Raw genomic sequence first — 20,952 nt, forward strand, 5'->3', positions numbered from 1 at the left:
CACGCCGAGTAGGAAGATCACTTTACGATCCAGTCATCGCATCATTCATTGATCATCGTCATTTTGTTGTCAGCCCAAAACGGCAGCTTACGCTCTTGACCCTCAAGCAAAGGCAAGTGCTCGCGATGCCAAAGTGGCTCCCATAACCCTGTCTCCTTCAGAAGGGCCTGCAACTGAGCCTCGGCTCCCGCCGATAGGACCCTGTAATGTCGGCGTAGCTCGGCAAGACACCAAACGCGGTATCGAGACGAGCGTGCCTTGGTGTAAGTGACACCATCAACCGTTGTGGTGAAACGCGACTTGCCACCTGCTACCGCGTCGACGTTTGAATTTAGGTAGGGTAGATACCCTCGCGCCATGTGAGCCAGGAGCATTCGGATATCGTTTGGCACTGGGTCGACCAACGCCCCCTGAAAGGATGACGGATTGCTGTTCCACAACCGCATGACCCACTCAAGCGTTTTAGGTGCGGTGTGTCGGAGTAGTTGAAGCGGTATGGGATCCAACGCGAAATGGCGGAAGAAGGGCCCGGAAAAACCAACATCGGCAAGTGTGGGGTAGTCGCCCAGCAAGTACGGACGCTTGGTAAAAATCCCTTCTAGTACCGCTAATAAAGCGGTGACATCAGCCTCGACACCCAACACCGCATCAGGCCCAATACCGTCGCCAGAGGTGTAGCCGCTTCGTTGGCGTCTACGCAGCATCCTGCGTTTCACAAACAGCGGAAGCCGCATGCCACCCGTGATCTCTCGCGCTAGGTGACCAGAGGCAAATCGCGCACCCTCCTCGTAATACCACCGATAATGCATGGCTGGGCGCCACCACCACTCGTCGGCCCAGTCCTCCAGTAAATAGCAAACGTAGGCAAGTATGGGGTCATTGGGCACGATAGGGTTTTGCGGATACGCGGCTTCAAACCATTGGATCATCGCCGTTGTATCGGTCATCCAGCGGCCATCGGGCAACTGGACGACCGGCATCTGGGAGAGGCCCAGAACTTTTTTATTTCGCGCCACCTCTCCAGGAAAAACCATACTCTCAAAGCGATAGGGAATGCCCTTCAGCCGAAAGTAATTTTCCATCTTGCCGGTAAAGTAAGAGATGCTCGAGCCTCGCAGCTCGAGCACCTGTGGCTTGTCAGACATACCGCCTCCCTCTTCTTTTCAGAGGTTATGCTAGACGGCTTCTCAACAACAGTAAGCTAGTTACGACTAGCGTGAGATAACAAGGTGCGAACGATGGAGGTCAGTAATGCACTGCGCCGGATTTTCTAAGCCCGCCTTTTGCATTGCCTTAGCCGCCTTGCCACTGCGCACATTATCCATCACAGCCACCATATCAGCGGTTTTACCCGATACCATCGCGACATAGTCAAACCCGGTAATACCAAGCGCAGGTGTAAAGATTGCGCTGCCAACGCTCCCGTCGATCATGTCATTCGCCATTTTATTGACGCCCTTGCGGTAAGCGAGTGCATCCTGGATTGTTTTACCCTCGTCGAGGTTGCACACCATGGCAATGAGGGGTTTCTCTTGCGACGCTGCAGGTTGTGCACCGGCATTGTGCACGGCAAGTGTCCGCGCCTTACTGCAAGAGACGCGCTCAAAAATGCCCGCTGCGACATCTTGTGCGGTCGTGCGCCAAGCTTCTTCACTGGCGAAATAGTCACCCCAAGTCGGGAAATAATTGACCCATCTCAAGTCGGGCTCATCATAGGGCGGTGATACCGCTACCGCTTCCCAGATGAAGGTATTCATGGCGAAGCTATTTGCATCCGCAAAGGCCTTAAAGTCTGATCGCGCAAAATCGACGAGATCTGACACCATCACGCCCTCATTCAGGCTGCATTCATAAATCTCCGCGATCATGGGTGTTTCTTCGTGGTGCGCAGCTAAAACCGACGTACTGAGTAAAATACTACTGATAGTTAATATTTTCTTGAACATAACAATCCCCTAGCTTTTATTAGAATGGAGGGCCCAAGACATGGGTCCTGACCCCAGTCTAGAGAGTGAAGGACTATTCACCAGTAGTTTCGGAGATGTCTGTCACAATGTGTCAGAGAAAGACGACTCAGCTCACCCGAGCCGTCTTTCTTTATGTCACAGGTAGGTCTGTAAAAACCCCAGGTAGGCTTCGCTCGCAGTAATTCGGTTAACGCGTTTTCTGAAGCCGTGCCCTTCGTCCTCGAACAAGACGTATTCAACCGGGACATTGTTCGCTCGCACCTCATCCACCAACTCATCGCTCTCCACTTGAAGGACGCGCGGATCGTTAGCGCCTTGAACGACCAGCAAAGGCTTCACGATATTTTCCGCATGGAATAGTGGTGAGATAGCCGTCAAACGATCGGTATCCGTCGCAGGGTCACCCAGTTCTGCATAGAGCGAATCCCTGAAGGCACCCCACCAAGGTGGAATGGATTTAAGTGTGCGAAGCCAGTTCGTCACGCCAAAGATATTGATGCCTATCTCGAAGGCCTCAGGCTCAAAGGCAAGGGCTGCGGCAACCATATAACCGCCGTACGAGCCACCGATAATCCCAACGCGGTCACCGTCGATCCAGTCGTAGGATGCAAGAAACTCGCGTGACGCAACAACATCGCCTAAATCAGCCTCACCGTGCTTAAGGTCATCGAGGTGATAAAACGTTTTGCCATAACCGCTCGAGCCGCGATTATTGATTTGGTAGACCGCATAACCATGGTTTACCAAATGCTGAATCGCGGCTGAATACCCTTTGCGGCTCTGTCCGCCTGGACCGCCGTGTACCCATACCAAAGCGGGCGCCGGATTCTCTGATGATGCCTCGCGCGGCTGGTACAAGATGCCGGGAACGTTGAGGCCGTCATAACTGGCAAAGCGAACAACCTCGCCTTCCACCATAAATTCGCTGTTAATTGCGGGATTGAGGGCAGCTGTAAGCCGCGTGGCTTCACTACCCAGAGGCATATAATACAAATCGTAAGGCGCCGTATCGCGGTTCAAGCCAAAGGCAATCGCTGTCTCGTCACGGTTAAATCGCACTTGGGCCAGGTCACCCGCTGGCACATTATTGAGCACGACAGCGTCACCTGTTTGCAGGTCGATCAACGACACATCCGTGCTTGCGTCATTGTTGACCCCACTTACGCGATAGCGACCGCTGGGTGAGTAACCTACGTACATGACATCCCAATCTTCAGTGATGAGCGGCGCTCGCTCACCTGTTTCTAGCGAAAGCGTCCAAGCCTGATTGAACTCACCAAACTCATTGGTTGAATAGATGAACGTCTGGTTGTCTGGCGTGAAACCCATCGCTGAGTACTCGACATTACCCTCGTGCGGAGTAATGGTTACCAACTCTGGCGTTTCTTCGGTGACATCGATGAGAAAGAGGTCGTTGTCGGCATTACTGTTATTACGCGCGTATACGACCCAGCGCCCATCGTCACTTATAGCACCAAGGTCTAGGCCCTCGCTGTTCTCATAGAGCATAGTTCGGCTGTAATCCGCTGCACTGTAGCGATACATATCAAACGCACCGCCGTCGCGCTCGTTACTGAAGATATAAAAGCTTTCGCCATCCGAAGCCCAGCCTGCAAAGCCCGCCTTGTGCCCCTCACCCGGGGTCAGATCAGTAATCTCACCCGCCTCAGACATCACAAAAACATGTGTGAGTTCGTCGCCATTGCCGTCCTGCTGATAGATAAAACGATCATCTCTGGGAAACCACGATTCCGCGTACACACCCCGATCAGCCGACGCCGTTAAAGCGGTCATTTGACGGGTTTCCGTGTCAAGGCGATATGCGTTGTAGACACCGGTTTCATCTGAACTAATGAGGAGATCGCCGTTCTCGGCAGAGAACGCATAAGGACCGGCTCCGCCCATACGATAACTTGTAGTCTCGAAGAACTGCGCCGCAGAGTAGGTCTCGTGTACCAGGGGTGCATTTGCTTCAAGGGCGGACTCTTCACTCGCGCACGCGCCTAAAAACATACAAGCGCCGGCGACCGCGCCGCCAAACCATCGTTTATTCATCTTTTGGACTCCTATTGGGCTGACCTTTCTAAAAATTATGAGCTCGGATTCTGACTACGAAACGGCGCTCATATATAACGGATGAGCACCCCAATAATGTCGGTTCAATAGACATCGAGATCTCTGGCTGAGACGACTTCGCCGTCATATATTTCTCGCACTTCCCTCAACAGGGTCTCATGGCTCGAGCCCCAAAGTAGTTGATGATACAGCACCAATAATTTCGGTCTCGCCTTGACTGCCAACGCGCCTAACTCGTGAGTAGAAGTATGGTTTCCCGCGTGATATTTCTGCCACCGAGGTTCTTTTTTCTGAAAGCCCTCTAGGCTGTAGACCTCATGAATCAAAATATCCGCGCCTTTGGCGTATTCGAGCAAACGCTCTGAGGGTGCCGTATCGCCTGAGATGACAATGACTTTATCCGGGGTCGTGAAGCGATACCCCCAAGCATCGGGCCAGCTTCCATGTGGCACACGAAACGCCTCGACGGTCACATTGTTGTCTTTAAAAATAACCCCTGTTTGCGTCACCTCAGATGTATCAATACGCCACCCCTGATTATTCGCAGGCTGATCGCTGTAGAGTCGGTAACGAATGTCCTCTTCGTAGGCGGCAATAATGTTCTTAGCCATTGAAGCTGTGCCCTCTGGACCGAATAGCCTAAGCGGACGGTCGCGCCCCGCCACCCAGCTGGTCAGCAACAAATCGGGTAAGCCCACACTGTGATCCGAGTGCAAATGGGTCAGGAATGCATGGTTAAGTTTTTCAACCGCAAGGCCCGGAATTTCCCCACCGTACTCCGGAGATAACGACGCGGCTCGGCGTACTACACCGGCCCCGAAGTCAACGAGGTAGGCCTCATCATTAACGACAATGGCAACACCGGGGCCTGACCGCTCCGGAAACGGGTTGGGTGTCCCTGTGCCAAGCATAGCGACTTGAGTGACCGTCCCTGCAGTGTCAGCGAAACTGGGCAGGGTGAGTACTAAAAACCATAGCAATAAGGTTTGTGAGCAAATGGTTTTGGCAATTTTCATGCGGGTTTTCGCGCAGATGTGCAAACTGGGCCCCCTGGGTACATTTGGGTTGTGCTCAGCACGTTGCGTAGCTGGCACAATCGGCTTATTGAGGTTTTCACGAGACTAAATGCTCGTGACTTACATAGCCAGTCTTGCTTAGCCCGTCGTGGCGTAACTGGCCCTCGCACAGCATGCGTCAGCAGGCTTGATTCATGCCCGCTCGCTCGGTGTTCTCGTCACGCGTGATGCGGCAGGAAACCCTTATGGCACGGGAAGCCATCGCTTCAAAACTATCAATACCCTCGTTCGCAAAGCCTTTGCGCGTTCGATGAATATTAAATCGACCCGATAGGGCACCACCAAAAGCCTCTTCAAGGTGATCTCTTCCCAAAGCAAACCCCAGCAAGCCTCCCCAGGTGGCTGCGGGATTATCAGCGTCCCACCCTGCGAGCGCCGCAATTTTAATCGTCTCCTGAATGTCTCCCCCCCCATAAAAAAGTGAGATCAAGCTTGCAGCAAAATTGATTCCCGAGGCGAAACAGCCATTGCAATAGAGGCCCCTACTCGACATGTCATAACCATCGGCCTGCGCGACTTGATACCGCTCATAGACCCGATCTCTCGTCGCCTCCCAAGGCAGACCCGCACGGTAATTGGTTAACACAAAGTCAAACATCGCGGCCGGCGTTGAAGCGTCAGGCAAGTGCTCGCGAGCTCTAAGGGCGAGTGCTAAGAGGTGCTCAGGCGACACTGGCCCGCGGGGTTCATCAGCCACCAGGGTATGAAGTACCACGTAGAACTCGGCAGCGATAACTGCATCGCCATACCCTGCCGTGCGAATAGGAAAATAAGCGACATCCAGAGCCACATCGACCCGGCCGGGTGCGAAAAGACCAAATATTTCGGTGGTGAGCTGCGCGTCAATCATTTCCCCATGAGGGTTATTCGCTGGGGCGGCCGTTTGGGGAGGTAGTTCTCCCTTCAACATCAGCTCGTGTGCCGTCTGGTTGGAAACCCATAAATAATTTTGATAGACCGCACCGTCCTTTCCGTAGGGGGTAGGTAACTGCTCGTCATAGATATGGGCTAACCAGACATCACGAATAGTCTCAGGATCTAGCGTCTCAAGACCCAGATCGTCCATTGCCGATAAATACATATATTCGATATCGGTATCGTCATCCGCACCCCAGGTTTCACCAGGACGCCTCAGGACAAAATCTATCGTCGCCGAGATGTCACTTGGCAAATGAGACCAGATAGCCGGTTGATCCATGCCGCCCCAATCATCGCGGGTGTAGAACTGTCCGTGCGGGCCCCCGCCGCCAATTTTATCCATTTCAGTAACAAGTCCCGTCCAGTTACCGATAGATTGGCCAAGCCAAAAGCCTTGCCAGCGGTCATGCAGCACCTCTCGCTCGGTCTCGACCACGAAAAGCTCGTCAGGCGGATCGTCTGAGCAGCCCGCAGAGACTAAAATCGAAAAAACGAGTAACCACTTCCAACTGGCAACCCAGCCTCCTCGTCTCATGTCGAAACCGGCAATGCTCGGACCTTCCAAAGCCGAGCGCTTCCTGACCGTGATAACTGATACGCCCATTGTATTTTTAGCAAACCCCTATTCACCACACAGCAGCCATCAATCGGTATCGCCTGCGTGAAACCGCTCCCTTGGCAGGTTACCCTTGCGCCAATGTAACGTCAGTTTTGAGTAATTTACATGCGAGATGGCCTGAAGCTTTTTTACCATCTAAAAAATGAATGGGTGTCGATCGTTGTCGATTGCCGAAGTCAGCAGCCCTCGATCGCTTATTTTGGAGAGGCGCTAGGCAATGTAAATGCATCAATGCTGGGGCAGCTAGACCGCCATGAAGCGCCTGCCTCGCTGAGCGCGGAACCGGTTATTTCCCTATCACCGTCGGTCGGAACAGGTTATCTCGGTCATCCCGGCATTGCGCTTCGTAAAGCGCCTAATAGGTGGCAGTTCAATCCGCGTCTGGTCTCTTGCGAAGCTTCCGAGTCGCGGCTTGCACTCGTCAGCATTTGTGAGGCGCTGGCAGTAGAGATCACCCATTATCTTCGGCTCGATCGGAATACGAGCGTGACCGAGTTAACGACACATATTAAGAACCTCGATTCTGAAGCGCGAGTGAGCGTCGATCGGTGTCTAATGACAGCGCCTATCCAAGACCACCTCACCGAAGCGCTCGAACTCACGGGTCGCTGGGGCTATGAGCTTCAACAAAATCGCTTCCCACTCCCTGCCTCCTCGGTTGTCAGAGAGAACCGAACGGGGCGCACCTCGCATCACCTACATCCATCAATCAGGCTTCTATCGACCACCACGTCGCTTCATTCGGGTGACGCAATAGATGTCCAGCTGGCTTGGAGCGGAAATCATACGACACGCATAGAACAGCTGGCCGACGGCCGCCGACTGGTGCAGGCCGGTGAGTTACTCGAGCCAGACGAGCTTGAATTGGACCCGAACACCTCTTATACAAGCCCCTCATGTTTTTTCTGCTTCAGCAACGAGGGGGTCAGCGGTCTTACCCAGCAGTGGCATCGATTCATTCGCGCGCGGCATGAACCCGTGAACGCCCTACCCCACAGGACTCGCCCGGTTCAGCTCAATACCTGGGAGGCGTGTTATTTCGAGGTCAATGAGGCCACCGTCATTGAACTTATCGATCAGGCCGCAGATTTGGGTATCGAACGGTTTGTTCTCGACGACGGCTGGTTTGAAGGTCGAAATAACGACCACACTTCTCTTGGCGACTGGCAAGTTGACCGGTCTAAGTTCCCGGCGGGACTGACCCCCGTCGCGACGCACTGCCACTCAAAAGGGCTTGAGTTCGGACTCTGGATAGAACCCGAAATGGTGAGTCGCAAAAGCGAACTCTATCGCGCTCATCCAGATTGGGTGCTCGGCTTCTCTGGTACTTCATTGATAGAAGCCCGCCATCAGTTAGTACTCGACCTTGGGCGCGAGGAGGTTGTCGACTATCTGTTTGAATCGATTTCTGCGTTGCTAACAGAGACACCCATTCGCTATCTCAAGTGGGATATGAATCGGGATATTCACCAAATGGAGAACGCAGTTGGCGGTCGCGCAGTTCATCATCAAACGAACGCGGTTTATGCCTTGATGGCACGTATTCGAAAACAGTTCCCGCATGTGGAAATCGAAAGCTGCGCATCGGGCGGTGGACGTCTCGATATGGGCGTATTGCAGCACGCCACACGATTTTGGCCTTCCGACACGAACGATGCGTTGGATAGAGTTCGAGTACAAACAGGCTTTTTATCGATGCTGCCTCCGGAGCTCATGGGCTCACACGTCGGCCCAAGTCCCTGCCACCTGACGGGAAGGCAACACGCTATGGCCTTTCGGGCGGGCGTCGCCCTCTGGGGGCATATGGGCGTTGAGGCCGATATCCGAGCACTCGATGAAAGCGAGCGCGCAGTACTTGAAGCCGCGATTAACCTGCACAAGCAACATCGTCTTCTTCTCCATCGAGGGTGCTATATCGAGCACGAATCGTCCGCTCAGCAGGTTTCGTGGAGTGTCGTGTCCGCCGACCAAACCGAGGCACTGAGTGCACTAGCCCTGATGGAAACCCCGAATACCGCGTTTCCAAAACGCATGCGCTTTCTAGGTATTGATGTCGCCAAACAGTATCGGGTGAACCTAGTCTGGCCTCAAGAATTGTCCGCAGCACAAGCCCAATATCGGGACAGCTTACAAGCCAATACCTTCGGTGGAGATTGGTTGCAACACGCAGGGTTGGAACCCCCAATCATGCGTCCAGAAAGTATTCTCATTTATCATTTGACCGCGATATAGACCGCGAACTCGGCCTAGCTAATGTGTATCGCCGGCTCAAATTTGGGTGAGGTCCCAAATGCAAACCGACTAATAGCCAGCGCAGCGACCACACAGAAAAGCACTGTGAAAAACATCATGTGAATGTAGTGCAAGGGCGCCCAAACAAAGGAAAAGAAGGCGTATAACAGCACGCCAAGGACGACTGCGGCGATGGCAGCGCCCGCCGCAACATCGCGAAAAAGCAAACCGACAATAAAGGCGGAAAGAATAGGCATGCTCAACAACCCGTACAGCTCCTGCACCAAATTAATAATGCTGTCTGCCGTAGTGTAGACGGGCACCATCGCAAGACCAATAAGCACAAACGTCACCGTAATCACAAGGTTGAGACGCCTAAGGTCGGCCTTAGGGTTAATGAAGGGTTCGTGAATATCACATACCCACAGTGTCGTTGATGAGTTCAGTACGCTATTCACGCTGGTCAAAACTGCCGCGGCAATAGCGGCGGCAAAAGCGCCTGACAACCAAACAGGAAGTACATCTCGAACGATCATTCCAAACGCGGCATCGCCCACATCACCGTATAATTTATACGAGACAATGCCGGGAATAACGACCAAAGGCGGGATGACCATTAGCCTGATGGCGGCCGCGGCGAGCACCCCTTTCTGACCCTCTTCAACCGTGGGTGACGCCATGGCCCGTTGCGTAATGGTCTGGTTGGTCCCCCAATAGAATATTTGAATAAAGATCATCCCTGTCAGCAGTGTGTGCCAGGGAATAGGCGAAGCGCTGTCACCCACCATGGTCAGCCTGTCGGCTGGAATGCCCGAAAAATCAAAATCAATCGTTGCCAGTGACAAGACAACGACCAATGCCCCCAGGGTCAGCAATAAAACCCCACTGTAAGCGTCTGAGACCGCTACCGCGCGAAGCCCACCCAGAACCGCATAGGCCGAACCCACAATCGCGAAGGCAATGGATATTAGGAGGAGTGGCAGATCAACGTTGAACATCGTCTGAATGAAGAGCGAACCACTGTAGAGCATCGCTGGGATGAAAATGAAGAGATTGCCAAGGAGAAACAAGAGCCCGATTAAAGCCCTGATTCGCTGATCGTTGTAACGTTTTTCAAGCAGTTCTGTGGTGGTCGTGCAGTGGTATCGGTAGTACACGGGTAAGATGACCTTCGCGAGAATGATCAGCCCCACCACAGCTGAAAGCTCCCACCACGCCAAGAGCGCCATCTGATTGCCATTCATACCCACAAGCTGGTCGGTACTTAGGTTGGTGAGCGTGATAGAGCCAGCCACCACAATCCAACTCAAACCCTTCCCGGCAAGAAAAACCTCCTCCCGAGTGCTCGTGACAGCCCCTGTTGCGGCGATATCACGAGTCACACGCCGGTACGTCAGTCCACCAATCAGCGTCGTAATGGCAATAAATATGATGATTTGGAGAACGTCTGCAGACATAGTTAAACCGCTTAGCCTTTGTTTTTGGAATGAGTGGGCGGGTGATTTGTAGTGAGACTAACACCCTCACAAGTCGACGCCTATCTTCAAAGTGTTGAAGGCGAGGCGTGCCTTACCTATGCTGAAACCTAACCTTGAGAGACACCACGCGTGACCAGTTTCGAACTTTCCTCTGTACTTCTGTCATGCGGCTTCTTCATGAGTCTCGTCGCTTGGTACTCGTATCGCGCCGCTCGCGACGCCACAGCTAATAGCGATGGTTACTTCCTGGCGGGGCGAGGTCTGAGTGCGACCTTCATCGCCGGATCTTTATTGCTCACCAATTTATCAGCCGAGCAATTAATAGGTCTCAACGGATCCGCCTACGGCTACAACATGAGCTCAATGGCATGGGAAGTAACGGCAGCCGTGGCAACCATCGCTATGGCGTTTTTCTTTCTCCCTCGATACCTTAAAGGTGGCTTTACTACGCTGCCCCAGTATCTCGCTGATCGATATGATGATGATGTACGAAGACTCAGCGTCGTCTTATTTCTTTTGGGATATGGCCTCGTAACGCTTCCAAGCGTGCTCTACTCCGGCTCGGTCGCCGTACTGAAACTGTTTGATATTCAGACCCTCTTTGGCCTCAGTTACGCCAGCGCTTTATCGTCCACGGTTGTCGTTATCGGAATTTCAGGTGCGCTTTACGCCGTACTTGGTGGACTTAAAGCGGTAGCTGTATCCGACACACTCAACGGTATCGGTCTACTCATTGTCGGTGTCGCCGTTCCCATTCTTGGACTTAAATTATTAGGCGGTGATGTGTGGGGTGGACTCACTGTTTTAACCAGTGAGCACCCAGAGAAGCTCAATGCTATTGGGGATGCCTCTTCGCCAACGCCGTTTGGCACACTTTTCACGGGCATGGTGTTTGCCAATCTTTTCTACTGGTGTTCAAACCAATACGTCATACAACGCACCCTCGCCGCAAAGAGCTTCTCAGAGGGGCAAAAAGGCGTATTACTCTCCGGCTACTTCAAGGTGTTAGTGCCCTTTTTTATGATGATTCCGGGTGTTATTGCCTATCACCTCTATGGAGCCGGTCTCGATTCCATTGATCTTGCCTACCCTCGATTAGTCAAAGATACGCTCCCGGTTTGGGCGCTCGGCTTTTTCTTGGCCGTGCTTTTGGGCGCTGTCTTTAGCTCATTCAATTCACTGATCAACAGTGCTGCCACCATGCTGACGCTGGATGTCATACAGCCCCTCAGAAAATACAAAATGTCGGATAAAGCGCTTGTCTCAACGGCCAAGATTGCGAGCATTTTCATCGCCGCCATCTCGTTGGCCATTGCGCCGCTTTTACAATATGCGCCCGAGGGGCTCTGGCAAATCATTCGCATCTTCACCGGGTTTTACAATATCCCTATCATTGCTGTGGTTTTGGTGGGAATGCTCACAAGCCATGTACCCGCGCTGGGCGTGAAGCTTGCGATTGGGTTTCACCTCGTGGCTTACGCCCTGATGCAGTTCGTTTTTAAAACAGCTGTCGATATCCACTTCCTTCACCTCTACGCCATTTTATTTTTCTGTGAAGTAGCGATTATGCTCACCGTCGGGTATTTCCGGCCTCAAATACAAAAGGCGACAGGTGCCTTCGCAGAAGGCCAATCGACTGCCGTCGATATGACGCCGTGGCACTATGCGAAGACGTGTGCCATAAGTCTTTTTTCTTGCGTCGTGTTTCTCTACCTCCTTTTTTCACCCGTCGGTATCGCGGGCGACTCAGCGACCTTATTTATTTCGCTGAGCTGCCTTCTGGTTACGCTAAATGTGGCGGCTTGGTATAAAGCGTTTAAGCGTGACAGTTCGCCACGCATGGTCCATTAATCACCAACGATAGCGTGCACCCATAATGAAAGATGACTTAGATAGCATTGTTCAAAATTTGCGGGCTTCGATGAGCCCCGATGGGAAAAAACCGGGGTATGCCATCGTAGGCACCGGCATGATGGGTCGAGAACATATCAGAGCAGTTCTTCTGCTAAACCAAGCCACCATTGTTGGGCTGTATGACTCGAACCCTAAGAGCTTGGCGCTTGGCGTTGCCGAAGTGGAGCGGGTCGGTGGTAAAGCCCCAAAGCAATATACTGATTTAGCGGCGCTCACTGACGATTCAGCGGTGGATGCAATCTTAATTTGCACACCTAATTTTACGCATCGCGCTATTTTCGACAGTGTTAAAGCGAGTAAGAAGCCGATTTTTCTCGAAAAGCCCATGGCAACAACGCTCGATGACGCACTGTACTTGGCGCAAGCTGCACTGGCCTATCCCGCGCCCATTCAGCTGGGTATGCAGTATCGCTATAAGTCGCAGTATCAGCTGGCACTTTCCGCACTTGAGAAAAGTGAGCTAGGGCCGGTCCACACAATAAGCCTTTGCGAGTACCGACCGCCGTTTCTTGGAAAAGTCGGCGAGTGGAACAAATTTTCGGCGTATTCGGGCGGTACCCTGGTGGAGAAATGCTGTCATTACTTTGACCTTATGAATCGGATCGCGGGCGCTCCGCCTGTTCGGGTGTATGCCACGGGTGGCCGCGCTGTGAACTTCACAGAATTTAAATACGAGGGCAAACCGTCGGATATCGACGACCACGCGCTGGTCATTGTCGACTATCAAAACGGGGTAAAAGCCCAATTTATTCTCAACATGTTCAGCGAAGAACTTTTTGAATCCCTCGCAGTCAGTGGCGCAAAGGGGACCCTTTTCGCTGAGGAGCACGCGAGTTTCAAGCCAAACAGGCCCTCGCGTTCGAGTATTAAGGTGCAAGCTAAAGGTCACGCAGCCTACGAGGGTTTCGATTGCACCTACCCCGAGGACATTGAGCTCGGCGGCCACTATGGGTCCACGTTATTTGAACACCAACGATTTCGAGATCAAATAACAGGGCTCAAAAATGACGGAGCGAACTGCGCCGAAGGGTTGTGGGCCATTATCACCGCATGGATGGCACAGGCATCCATAGAGCAGGGACAAGTCATTGATGTACAAGCGATGCTTGCATCAAAATCCCTCAACCCCTATCAAGCCGGCTTGTTGCCCCAAGACTGGACAGCACCCATTACTGACGATTGGGAAACGAGTGAACGAGGTCTAGCATAAAGTGAACGAGACACCCGAGATTGCATTGCTGTCACCCAAAGAACTCCCCATCACATTGGGAGCCGCGCTCGACGGCCCATCCAAGACCGTCGTGAGCGACCTCATTAATACACATGGCTTCGTCGTTTTCCGTGGCTACGGTATTCAAAGCGATCAAGATTTTCATAGGTTCGTAGAAGGTTTTGGGCTCGAGAATTTTAAATACGCAGACTCCTTCTCGAACGCGGTGAGGCATAACCGGACGGACCGTGTATTTACCGCCAACGAAGCGCCCCCGAACGTTGAAATATTTCTCCACCACGAAATGGCGCAAACCTTGACCTTCCCTGGCGCACTCTTTTTCTTTTGCGAAAAAGCAGCTGAGTCCGGAGGCGCGACGCCCATCTGTAGATCTGATCTCGCCCTTAAAACGCTAGAAAAGCAAAATCCGACCTTTACTGCCAAACTGAGAAGTGTCGGCGTCAAATACCGTAACTCAATGCCATCCGAGGCGAATCATGAATCGGGGCAGGGGCGGAGCTGGAAAGACACGCTGACCGTAAACAGCGCGCACGAAGCAGAAGAAAAACTCGCCGTACTGGGCTATCAGTTCAACTGGCTCGAAGACGGTGGTCTCTCGGTTCAGACACCTGCGCTGGCGGCTGTTGATAACTTTGGTCGTGGCAAAGACGTCTTTTTTAATCAGATCGTGGCTGCCGCAGCTGGCTGGACAGTGGCCGCAGATGATAGAGAGCCGAGACTTTGCTTTGGTGATGACAGTCCGATTCAACAGGCTGATTTGGCGGACTCGATAAAAGCCGCTTATCAACACACCGTGGATCTCAATTGGCAAACAGGCGATGTCGCCCTACTGGATAACCTCAAGGTAATGCACGGCCGACGCCCGTTTGAGGGCAGTCGAAGTGTGCTTGCATCCCTGTGCAACCCGATTTCCCGGCCGGCGGTAGAAGCCTAAATCAGTTTAAATGCGGCCATAGCCTCGTAGTGTGCCTGCATTTGGCACGCCAGTGCCTCATCTGCTGGATCCAATGCGGGCACCTCAACAGCGGGCGCTGCAAAGCCGGTAGACGCCTCAACCGCTGCGTACCAGTGTGGCGCCCATACGCCATCACTGGCGCGCGAACCAGGCGCCCATTTCGTCATGGCGCCTTCTATCCACTCGATGCCCAAGGTGTGACAGAGCTTTTGCAACATGTGCTCGGGGTTGGCGAGCACATCGGCGCTGTCCATAACCGGTGGTCGCTCACCCAGAATATCGGATACCTCATCGAAGAGCTCACGCTGGCGCACAATGCCAATATCCTCCTCGGATACCGTGGGCATCTTTTGTCGGTAAGAAGCGATAATGCGCGCGGGCGAGCGAATAAGAAACACATGCTTCGCCTCCACTGTCCAGCTGAGATCAACACCGCGAGGCATATGATGGGTCATGTGCTTCTCGTATTGCAGTGAGCATCCCTCGCTCAGGCGCAATTGAGCCTGGACGTCCTCGCGGGACTGCGGCTGACTACGAATAATGGCTTCTCGCATCGGATGCTGAGCACCTGATTCAAGCAGGTAGCAGCCGTAAAACGGCTCGTCGACTACTCGACAGTCAGGGCGTGACTCCCATGCACGCATCATGGCGGTCGATATGTTCCTTGGCCCCGACCAGCCTGCAACACGAACGCTCATCTCAGCGACTTCGATTTGTGTTTGATCGACTCTCTGAAACAACCAGCTCTTTATAAAGTGCCTGAAGCCGATCCACCATCGGACCCCGCTGAGTGTGCGTTAGCGTACGTCCGTCAACCTCAAAAACGGGCGTCAAACCAGCAAACGTGCCGGTCACAAAGGCCTCATCTGCGCCGTAGACCTGCATCAATGAAAAATTCTTTTCAAACACCGGTATGCCGTTGGCTTTACATACGTTAATGACATTTCTGCGCGTAATGCCGTCCAAACAGTAATCCCCTGAGGAAGTCCAAACCTCGCCATCTCTGACGATGAAAAAGTGTGTGGAGTTGCAGGTTGCTACATGGCCATGGGGATCGAGCATCAGCGCTTCGTCGTAGCCCGCTTTGGCCGCTTGGATGCACCCAAAAATACAATTGAGCTTTGAGTGACTGTTGATCCGTGGGTCCTGTACGTCAGCGTAGCCCCTTCGGGTATAAACCGTGTAAAGCCGAACCCCGCGATCATTGAGACTTGGATCGGGCTCTTTGTATTCAGGAATGATGACAATCGTCGGCCCGCCTATGGTCACAGCGGGGTCTTGGTAAGGCGTGGATTTAATACCACGCGTCACCATGAGCCGAATGTGGACATGATCACTCATATCATTCGCCCTCAGCGTCTCAAACAGCCGGTCCGCAAGCGCGTCCTGTGAGATTTCCATGTCCAGATCGAGTGCTTTAGCACCTTCCCACAGTCGCTTGAGGTGTTTATCTAAAAAGGGAATAGCACCTTCGTGGACGCGAAGTCCCTCCCAAATCCCGTCTCCAAGAATAAATCCGCTGTCAAAAACCGAGACAGTTGCTTGCTCCCGTGGCACCAAATCGCCGTTAATGTTGATCAGTATCGATTGGTTGCGGACGTCGGCTGTATAGGTATGGGTACTGTTTGCCATGCTGATACTCCTAAAGCGATTGCGAAAGTCTGCTGATAGCGCCTCTCGATAGCAACAAAATATCGATTTCAACCTGACACAATCTGACTAAGAATCCCGCTCATATCGGCGCGGTCAGCGTCCCACTAGCAGCGAGTCAAATGGCATGAAAATGCGTTGTTCACGCCAATGTATAACCCCTTGCAATAGTTCATCCCGCCGAAAGTCCCAGTCGTCGAATTTTGCGCACCTCGACCAAGGGGCTGTGAGATAACAGACTCGGAATTCTCCCACTATTTTAATTTTAATACCGAGATCAGTAACAGGATTTTATTATGAATTCGATAACACGGATCATTTCTCATGCATTGGTAGCCAGCTTGATGGTCTTCCTTGCTGCGTGTTCAGAAAGCGGTGACGGCGTTCTTTACGAGGACGATTTACCCACCGCTGAGGCGCCAGCAGCGCCAACTCCCGACCCAGGTCCAGGCAACATTGTAGAAGTTGCCACCGAGTCAGGCAGTTTCCCTACACTTTTAGCAGCAGTTGAAGCGGCAGGCTTGGTTGACGCGCTTTCGGATAGCAGTGCCTCGCTTACCGTTTTTGCACCGACCGAAGCGGCCTTCGCGGCACTGCCAGAAGGCACCCTGGATAGCTTGCTTGCGGACCCCGATGCCTTAGCAAACGTTTTGACTTACCACGTTTTAGGTAGTTCCGTTGACGCCAGTGCTGCGCTTGGTCTCGCACCAACGACCGTAGAGACGTTAAACGGCAACGACATTGCCGTAACGAAGCGCGATGATGAAAACCTTTACGTCAACCTATCTAAGGTAGTTGACTACGACATCGAAGCGTCCAACGGCGTTATTCATGTAATCGACTCGGTTTTACTGCCTCCCGATCTGACACCATCAACGATGACAATCGCTGAAATCGCTCAGGCGGACGGTAACTTCGACACCCTCGTGGCGGCACTGACTGCAGCCAACTTGGTTGGTACCGTTAATGACCCTGATGCATCGCTTACTGTGTTCGCACCGACTGATGCGGCCTTTGAAGAACTTGGTGACGCTGCACTTAACTACCTGCTGAACAACCCAGAGATCCTCGAAAGCACACTGCTGTACCACGTTGTCGCAGGTGCTGAGCTGAGCTCAATCGATGCGATCGCGGCGGCAGGTACGTCATTAACCATGGCGAATGACGACGAAGCCACCATTTCGCTGGGTGAAACCGGCCTGATGATTGAAGGCGCCAACATCGTTACAACCGATATTGTTGCGTCAAACGGCATCATTCACGTTATCGACGTTGTGCTTGAAGCCCCCAGCGCAACGGGAGCCCCACTTGCGGTAACGCTCGCATCGAACGGCTCGTTCTCAACTTTGGCAGGACTGATTGAAGATGCTGGTCTTACAGACGAGCTGATGGATCCAAATGCCAACGTAACTATTTTTGCTCCAACAGATGATGCGTTCGCTCAAATGAAGCGTGCGGGCATGTTTACCAAGCTTCTTGGTAAAGACGCAGGCGACCACCTAGCGGACTTCACTAACGGCTCATTCGGTGACGCGATCGTTGACGCCGAAACCGAAACATATACGTTCCCAACAGGCGCTCAAGACTGGGCGGGCTTTGCGAATAACGCAGACATCTATCCTCTGACCTTTGAAGAGGGTGGCTCGATTACGTTCACCGCCTCGGCTGCAACACCTACGAACATTCGTTTCCGTTTTGAGTACCAGCCTTTCCCAGATGTGGATCCGGCCTACGATACGGCTACAGTACTGATCGATAGCGCCGAAGCGACTGAATACACCATTGAGATCCCATCTCAAGGTGAGAACACGTTCTCCTCCTTCCTGCTGTATGTGGTGGAGCGTGACCAGCCTGTCGTGGTTTCGAATGTCATTGTCAGCAATGACACGACGCCGGCACCAGAGCCCGATGCGGATCTCGTTAACTTGCTGACATACCACGTCTACGGTGACACCGTTTACTCAGGTGACGCCATCGCGCTCGATGGTAACTCCATTGAGATGCTTAACGGCGAGCTCGTGGATATCTCGGTCCAAGACGGAAACCTCTTCGTCAATGACGCTCGGGTAACGAGCGCAGATATCGCTGCCGGAAACGGGGTGATTCATGCAATTAATAAGGTATTGTCACTGCCTGGTGGACCTACATCAGTAGCCGCCGACTTCACAGCGGGCGCCTTTGGCAACGCCGTGGTTGATGCAGAGACACAAACCTACACATTCCCATCGGGTGCAGAAGGCTGGGCCGGTTTTGCGAACAACGCAGACATCTATCCCATCTCGTTCCCTGAGGGTGGTTCGATTACCTTTACGGCATCAGCAGCGGTACCCACTAACGTGCGATTCCGCTTCGAGTACAAGCCCTTCCCTGATGTGGATCCGGCTTACGATACTGCAAACGTCTTAATTGACAGCACCGAACCTACTGAGTACACCATTGAGATCCCATCTCAAGGTGAGAATACGTTCTCATCCTTCTTGCTTTACCTGGTAGAGCGTGATCAATCAGTCGTTGTTACCGATGTTATTGTAACCAGTGGTGTTGCAGCTGAACCTGAGCCAGAGCCACCAGCAAGCGGTGTGACGGCTGACTTCACTGCAGGCGCCTTCGGTAACGCCGTGGTTGATGCGGAAACGCAAACCTACACGTTCCCATCAGGTGCAGAGGGTTGGGCAGGTTTTGCAAACAACGCAGAAATCTACCCACTCACCTTCACAGATGGTGGATCAATCACCTTTACCGCATCGGCAGCCACACCCACCAATGTGCGTTTCCGTTTCGAGTACAAGCCGTTTCCTGATGTAGATCCTGCATATGACACGGCGAATGTACTTATCGATAGCGCTGAGGCGAAGCAATACACCATTGATATCCCCTCACAAGGTGCCAACACGTTCTCATCCTTCCTCCTCTACATCGTAGAGCGTGACAGTCCTGTCATGGTGAGCGACGTTGTCGTCTCTAGCGAGGCAGCTCAGGAAGCGCCAACCAATGACGCGACTGCGGATTTCACGGCGGGTGCCTTTGGTAATTCAGTTGTTGATGCTGAAACACAGACCTACACGTTCCCATCGGGTGCGGAAGGTTGGGCTGGCTTTGCGAACAACGCAGAAATCTATCCGCTGTCATTTGAAGCTGGCGGCTACGTGACCTTCTCTGCGTCGGCCGCGACAGCTACCAACGTGCGCTTCCGGTTCGAATTCAAGCCTTTCCCGGATGTGGACCCTGCGTATGACACAGCGAATATACTGATCGACAGTACAGACCTGCAGGAGTACACCGTTGAGGTGCCCTCGCAGGGTGCGAACACATTCTCATCGTTCCTTCTTTACTTAGTCGAGCGTGATAGCCCCGTCGTCGTTAAGGACGTTGTGGTTTCGAGCTACGTGCCCGGAAGCTAATCACTCGTGATTCATAAAGGCGGCTTCGGCCGCCTTTTTTTATGCTCGCAAAAAGAGAACGGGGAGCGAGTAGGCTATTGCACCCGCGCTATGAATACGCTCTGCAACCAACTTCAGCGCTTCTAAGTCAGCACTGCTAAAAAGAAGCGGATAGCTCTTAGCTCTTAGCTCTTAGCTCTTAGCTCTTAGCTCTTAGCTCTTAGCTCTTAGCTCTTAGCTCTTAGCTCTTAGCTCTTAGCACTGAAGCACAAATAGAGCGCTAAATGCGCGCTGTAAACTCTGGCGCTCACAGCCCACTGCGGGTCTTCAAAATCTCATCTGAGTTAGCTGGCATCGAAAAACTTACGCCGTCCTGACCGACCGTATAGTCAGGAAAAATATCCTCAGCCCCGTTTAAGAAAAGAAGCTCCTGGCCCGGGAATACAAGCGGCGGGACAATGTGGTAGTACAGTAGGTGTCCGACGCCTGCATCCCGCGCCGTCTCAGCCGCTTCTTTGGGGCTCGCATGATAATCCAAGATATCAAACGTGATTTTTTCCATGACAGCGTTACCGCTTTTGGCGGCTGCCGCATTCATCATCATGACGAGGTTGGGCGCTAAGGCCTCATGCACCAAGAGGTCGACACCCTTCGCATGCGTTTCAATCACCGAGGATTTATCCGTATCGCCCGTTATTAGAGCCGAGCGGCCTTTGTATCTGAAGAGGTAACCCACCGCAGGATCGACAGGAAGGTGATCGACTCCCATCGCATCGACCGTTAAGCCATTTGCTTCAAAAATGCGTGTTAACGCGCCTCCCGTAGGAATAGAAAATGGAACCGCTCTTAAGCCTGCCGACTCTAGCGGCGCCACCAAATCTCCGTGGTGCTCATGGCGATGAACGAAGTCGTGCGAATACGCCATATTGAAACCATCCACTACGGTCTCAATTCCTGTTGGGCCATACGCCGGGAGTGGGGATGGGTTTGATCCCGCTGCCCATCGAATCGTTGCCATCTCGCCCAACGTATCAATGTGATCGGAGTGAAAATGCGTTACGAACACGGCCGCTATATCGCCAACCGGGTACCCCATGCGACCTAAGTTTCGAACGCCGTCAGTCCCTGCATCCACGATATAAAGCTGCTTTCCAGCCACCACCGCAACGCACGGGCCCGACGCGTTGGGCGCCGGCATCGGACCACCGGCACCACAGAGCGCGACGTGCAAGCCGTCTTCCATTGACGTGAGAATGTTGTTGCCTATTCGAGCATCCATACCACGAGCCATCACTGTCTCAAGTACGGTGGCACGTTGAGAATAACCCGCTGCCACGATGACTAAGACGACGAAAAATATGATTTTTTTCATGAGTTTTTCTCCTGCGGGTTACGGATTCGTAAAGAGCCCATCACTTGCACACGGTCACAAAAGGCCGGTTCCCAAATCAGCCCG

14 protein-coding genes are annotated in these 20,952 nt (G+C 52.8%); 5 read left to right on the top strand and 9 right to left on the bottom strand.

The window, feature by feature from the left end; all coding sequences use genetic code 11:
* Window positions 1-41: 41 nt before the first annotated feature.
* The 5 genes from E0F26_RS01845 to E0F26_RS01865 form a co-directional block, all read right to left on the bottom strand.
* Entirely contained in the window at window positions 42-1,145 is a 1,104-nt protein-coding gene (locus E0F26_RS01845) for a glutathione S-transferase family protein (protein ID WP_279242347.1), read from the bottom strand.
* Between the two features lie 66 nt (window positions 1,146-1,211).
* The gene (locus tag E0F26_RS01850; RefSeq protein WP_279242348.1) at window positions 1,212-1,946 is read right to left on the bottom strand and encodes a hypothetical protein; all 735 of its coding nucleotides are present in this window, start codon (window positions 1,944-1,946) and stop codon (window positions 1,212-1,214) included.
* A gap of 156 nt (window positions 1,947-2,102) precedes the next feature.
* Window positions 2,103-4,022 carry a S9 family peptidase gene (locus E0F26_RS01855; RefSeq protein ID WP_279242349.1) on the bottom strand — a complete coding sequence of 640 codons (1,920 nt, stop codon included), beginning with the start codon at window positions 4,020-4,022 and terminating at the stop codon, window positions 2,103-2,105.
* Window positions 4,023-4,126: 104 nt separating this feature from the next.
* Window positions 4,127-5,059 carry an MBL fold metallo-hydrolase gene (locus E0F26_RS01860; protein WP_279242350.1) on the bottom strand — a complete coding sequence of 311 codons (933 nt, stop codon included), beginning with the start codon at window positions 5,057-5,059 and terminating at the stop codon, window positions 4,127-4,129.
* Between the two features lie 178 nt (window positions 5,060-5,237).
* Window positions 5,238-6,641 (bottom strand): ADP-ribosylglycohydrolase family protein, encoded by a 1,404-nt coding sequence (locus E0F26_RS01865; protein WP_279242351.1) that lies wholly within the window; start codon window positions 6,639-6,641, stop codon window positions 5,238-5,240.
* Window positions 6,642-6,761: 120 nt separating this feature from the next.
* Between E0F26_RS01865 and E0F26_RS01870 the strand changes: the two genes are divergently transcribed.
* The gene (locus E0F26_RS01870; RefSeq protein WP_279242352.1) at window positions 6,762-8,888 is read left to right on the top strand and encodes an alpha-galactosidase; all 2,127 of its coding nucleotides are present in this window, start codon (window positions 6,762-6,764) and stop codon (window positions 8,886-8,888) included.
* A gap of 14 nt (window positions 8,889-8,902) precedes the next feature.
* Here E0F26_RS01870 and E0F26_RS01875 read toward each other — a convergent pair whose 3' ends face one another.
* Window positions 8,903-10,345: a sodium:solute symporter family transporter gene (locus E0F26_RS01875; protein ID WP_279242353.1), complete on the bottom strand. Its 1,443-nt coding sequence runs from the start codon at window positions 10,343-10,345 to the stop codon at window positions 8,903-8,905.
* Between the two features lie 150 nt (window positions 10,346-10,495).
* Here E0F26_RS01875 and E0F26_RS01880 point away from each other — a divergent pair, with 150 nt between their 5' ends.
* Genes E0F26_RS01880 through E0F26_RS01890 form a run of 3 tightly spaced genes read left to right on the top strand, consistent with a single transcriptional unit; the run spans window position 10,496 to window position 14,445 of the window.
* Window positions 10,496-12,217, top strand: coding sequence for a solute:sodium symporter family transporter (locus tag E0F26_RS01880; protein WP_279242354.1), 1,722 nt, complete (start codon window positions 10,496-10,498; stop codon window positions 12,215-12,217).
* A gap of 25 nt (window positions 12,218-12,242) precedes the next feature.
* Entirely contained in the window at window positions 12,243-13,490 is a 1,248-nt protein-coding gene (locus tag E0F26_RS01885; protein WP_279242355.1) for a Gfo/Idh/MocA family protein, read from the top strand.
* A gap of 1 nt (window position 13,491) precedes the next feature.
* Window positions 13,492-14,445, top strand: a complete 954-nt coding sequence (locus E0F26_RS01890) for a TauD/TfdA family dioxygenase (protein ID WP_279242356.1) — start codon at window positions 13,492-13,494, stop codon at window positions 14,443-14,445.
* Here E0F26_RS01890 and E0F26_RS01895 read toward each other — a convergent pair.
* Window positions 14,442-15,164 (bottom strand): sulfotransferase-like domain-containing protein, encoded by a 723-nt coding sequence (locus E0F26_RS01895; protein WP_279243242.1) that lies wholly within the window; start codon window positions 15,162-15,164, stop codon window positions 14,442-14,444. The genes E0F26_RS01890 and E0F26_RS01895 overlap by 4 nt on opposite strands.
* A 1-nt stretch (window position 15,165) precedes the next feature.
* Window positions 15,166-16,098 (bottom strand): aminotransferase class IV, encoded by a 933-nt coding sequence (locus E0F26_RS01900; protein WP_279242357.1) that lies wholly within the window; start codon window positions 16,096-16,098, stop codon window positions 15,166-15,168.
* Window positions 16,099-16,412: 314 nt separating this feature from the next.
* Here E0F26_RS01900 and E0F26_RS01905 point away from each other — a divergent pair, with 314 nt between their 5' ends.
* The gene (locus E0F26_RS01905; RefSeq protein WP_279242358.1) at window positions 16,413-19,517 is read left to right on the top strand and encodes a fasciclin domain-containing protein; all 3,105 of its coding nucleotides are present in this window, start codon (window positions 16,413-16,415) and stop codon (window positions 19,515-19,517) included.
* 286 nt (window positions 19,518-19,803) lie between these two features.
* Here the strand turns inward: E0F26_RS01905 and E0F26_RS01910 are convergent, their stop codons facing one another.
* Complete coding sequence (locus tag E0F26_RS01910) at window positions 19,804-20,868, bottom strand: MBL fold metallo-hydrolase (RefSeq protein ID WP_279242359.1); 1,065 nt, start codon at window positions 20,866-20,868, stop codon at window positions 19,804-19,806.
* Window positions 20,869-20,952 lie beyond the last annotated feature (84 nt).

It is taken from the genome of Candidatus Paraluminiphilus aquimaris (genome assembly GCF_026230195.1).
Classification (GTDB): domain Bacteria; phylum Pseudomonadota; class Gammaproteobacteria; order Pseudomonadales; family Halieaceae; genus Luminiphilus; species Luminiphilus aquimaris.

Coding starts and splice junctions, on each gene's coding strand:
- E0F26_RS01845 (WP_279242347.1), bottom strand. CDS start 1,145: ATGTCTGACAAGCCACAGGTGCTCGAGCTGCGAGGCTCGAGCATCTCT.
- E0F26_RS01850 (WP_279242348.1), bottom strand. CDS start 1,946: ATGTTCAAGAAAATATTAACTATCAGTAGTATTTTACTCAGTACGTCG.
- E0F26_RS01855 (WP_279242349.1), bottom strand. CDS start 4,022: ATGAATAAACGATGGTTTGGCGGCGCGGTCGCCGGCGCTTGTATGTTT.
- E0F26_RS01860 (WP_279242350.1), bottom strand. CDS start 5,059: ATGAAAATTGCCAAAACCATTTGCTCACAAACCTTATTGCTATGGTTT.
- E0F26_RS01865 (WP_279242351.1), bottom strand. CDS start 6,641: ATGGGCGTATCAGTTATCACGGTCAGGAAGCGCTCGGCTTTGGAAGGT.
- E0F26_RS01870 (WP_279242352.1), top strand. CDS start 6,762: ATGCGAGATGGCCTGAAGCTTTTTTACCATCTAAAAAATGAATGGGTG.
- E0F26_RS01875 (WP_279242353.1), bottom strand. CDS start 10,345: ATGTCTGCAGACGTTCTCCAAATCATCATATTTATTGCCATTACGACG.
- E0F26_RS01885 (WP_279242355.1), top strand. CDS start 12,243: ATGAAAGATGACTTAGATAGCATTGTTCAAAATTTGCGGGCTTCGATG.
- E0F26_RS01895 (WP_279243242.1), bottom strand. CDS start 15,164: ATGAGCGTTCGTGTTGCAGGCTGGTCGGGGCCAAGGAACATATCGACC.
- E0F26_RS01900 (WP_279242357.1), bottom strand. CDS start 16,098: ATGGCAAACAGTACCCATACCTATACAGCCGACGTCCGCAACCAATCG.
- E0F26_RS01905 (WP_279242358.1), top strand. CDS start 16,413: ATGAATTCGATAACACGGATCATTTCTCATGCATTGGTAGCCAGCTTG.
- E0F26_RS01910 (WP_279242359.1), bottom strand. CDS start 20,868: ATGAAAAAAATCATATTTTTCGTCGTCTTAGTCATCGTGGCAGCGGGT.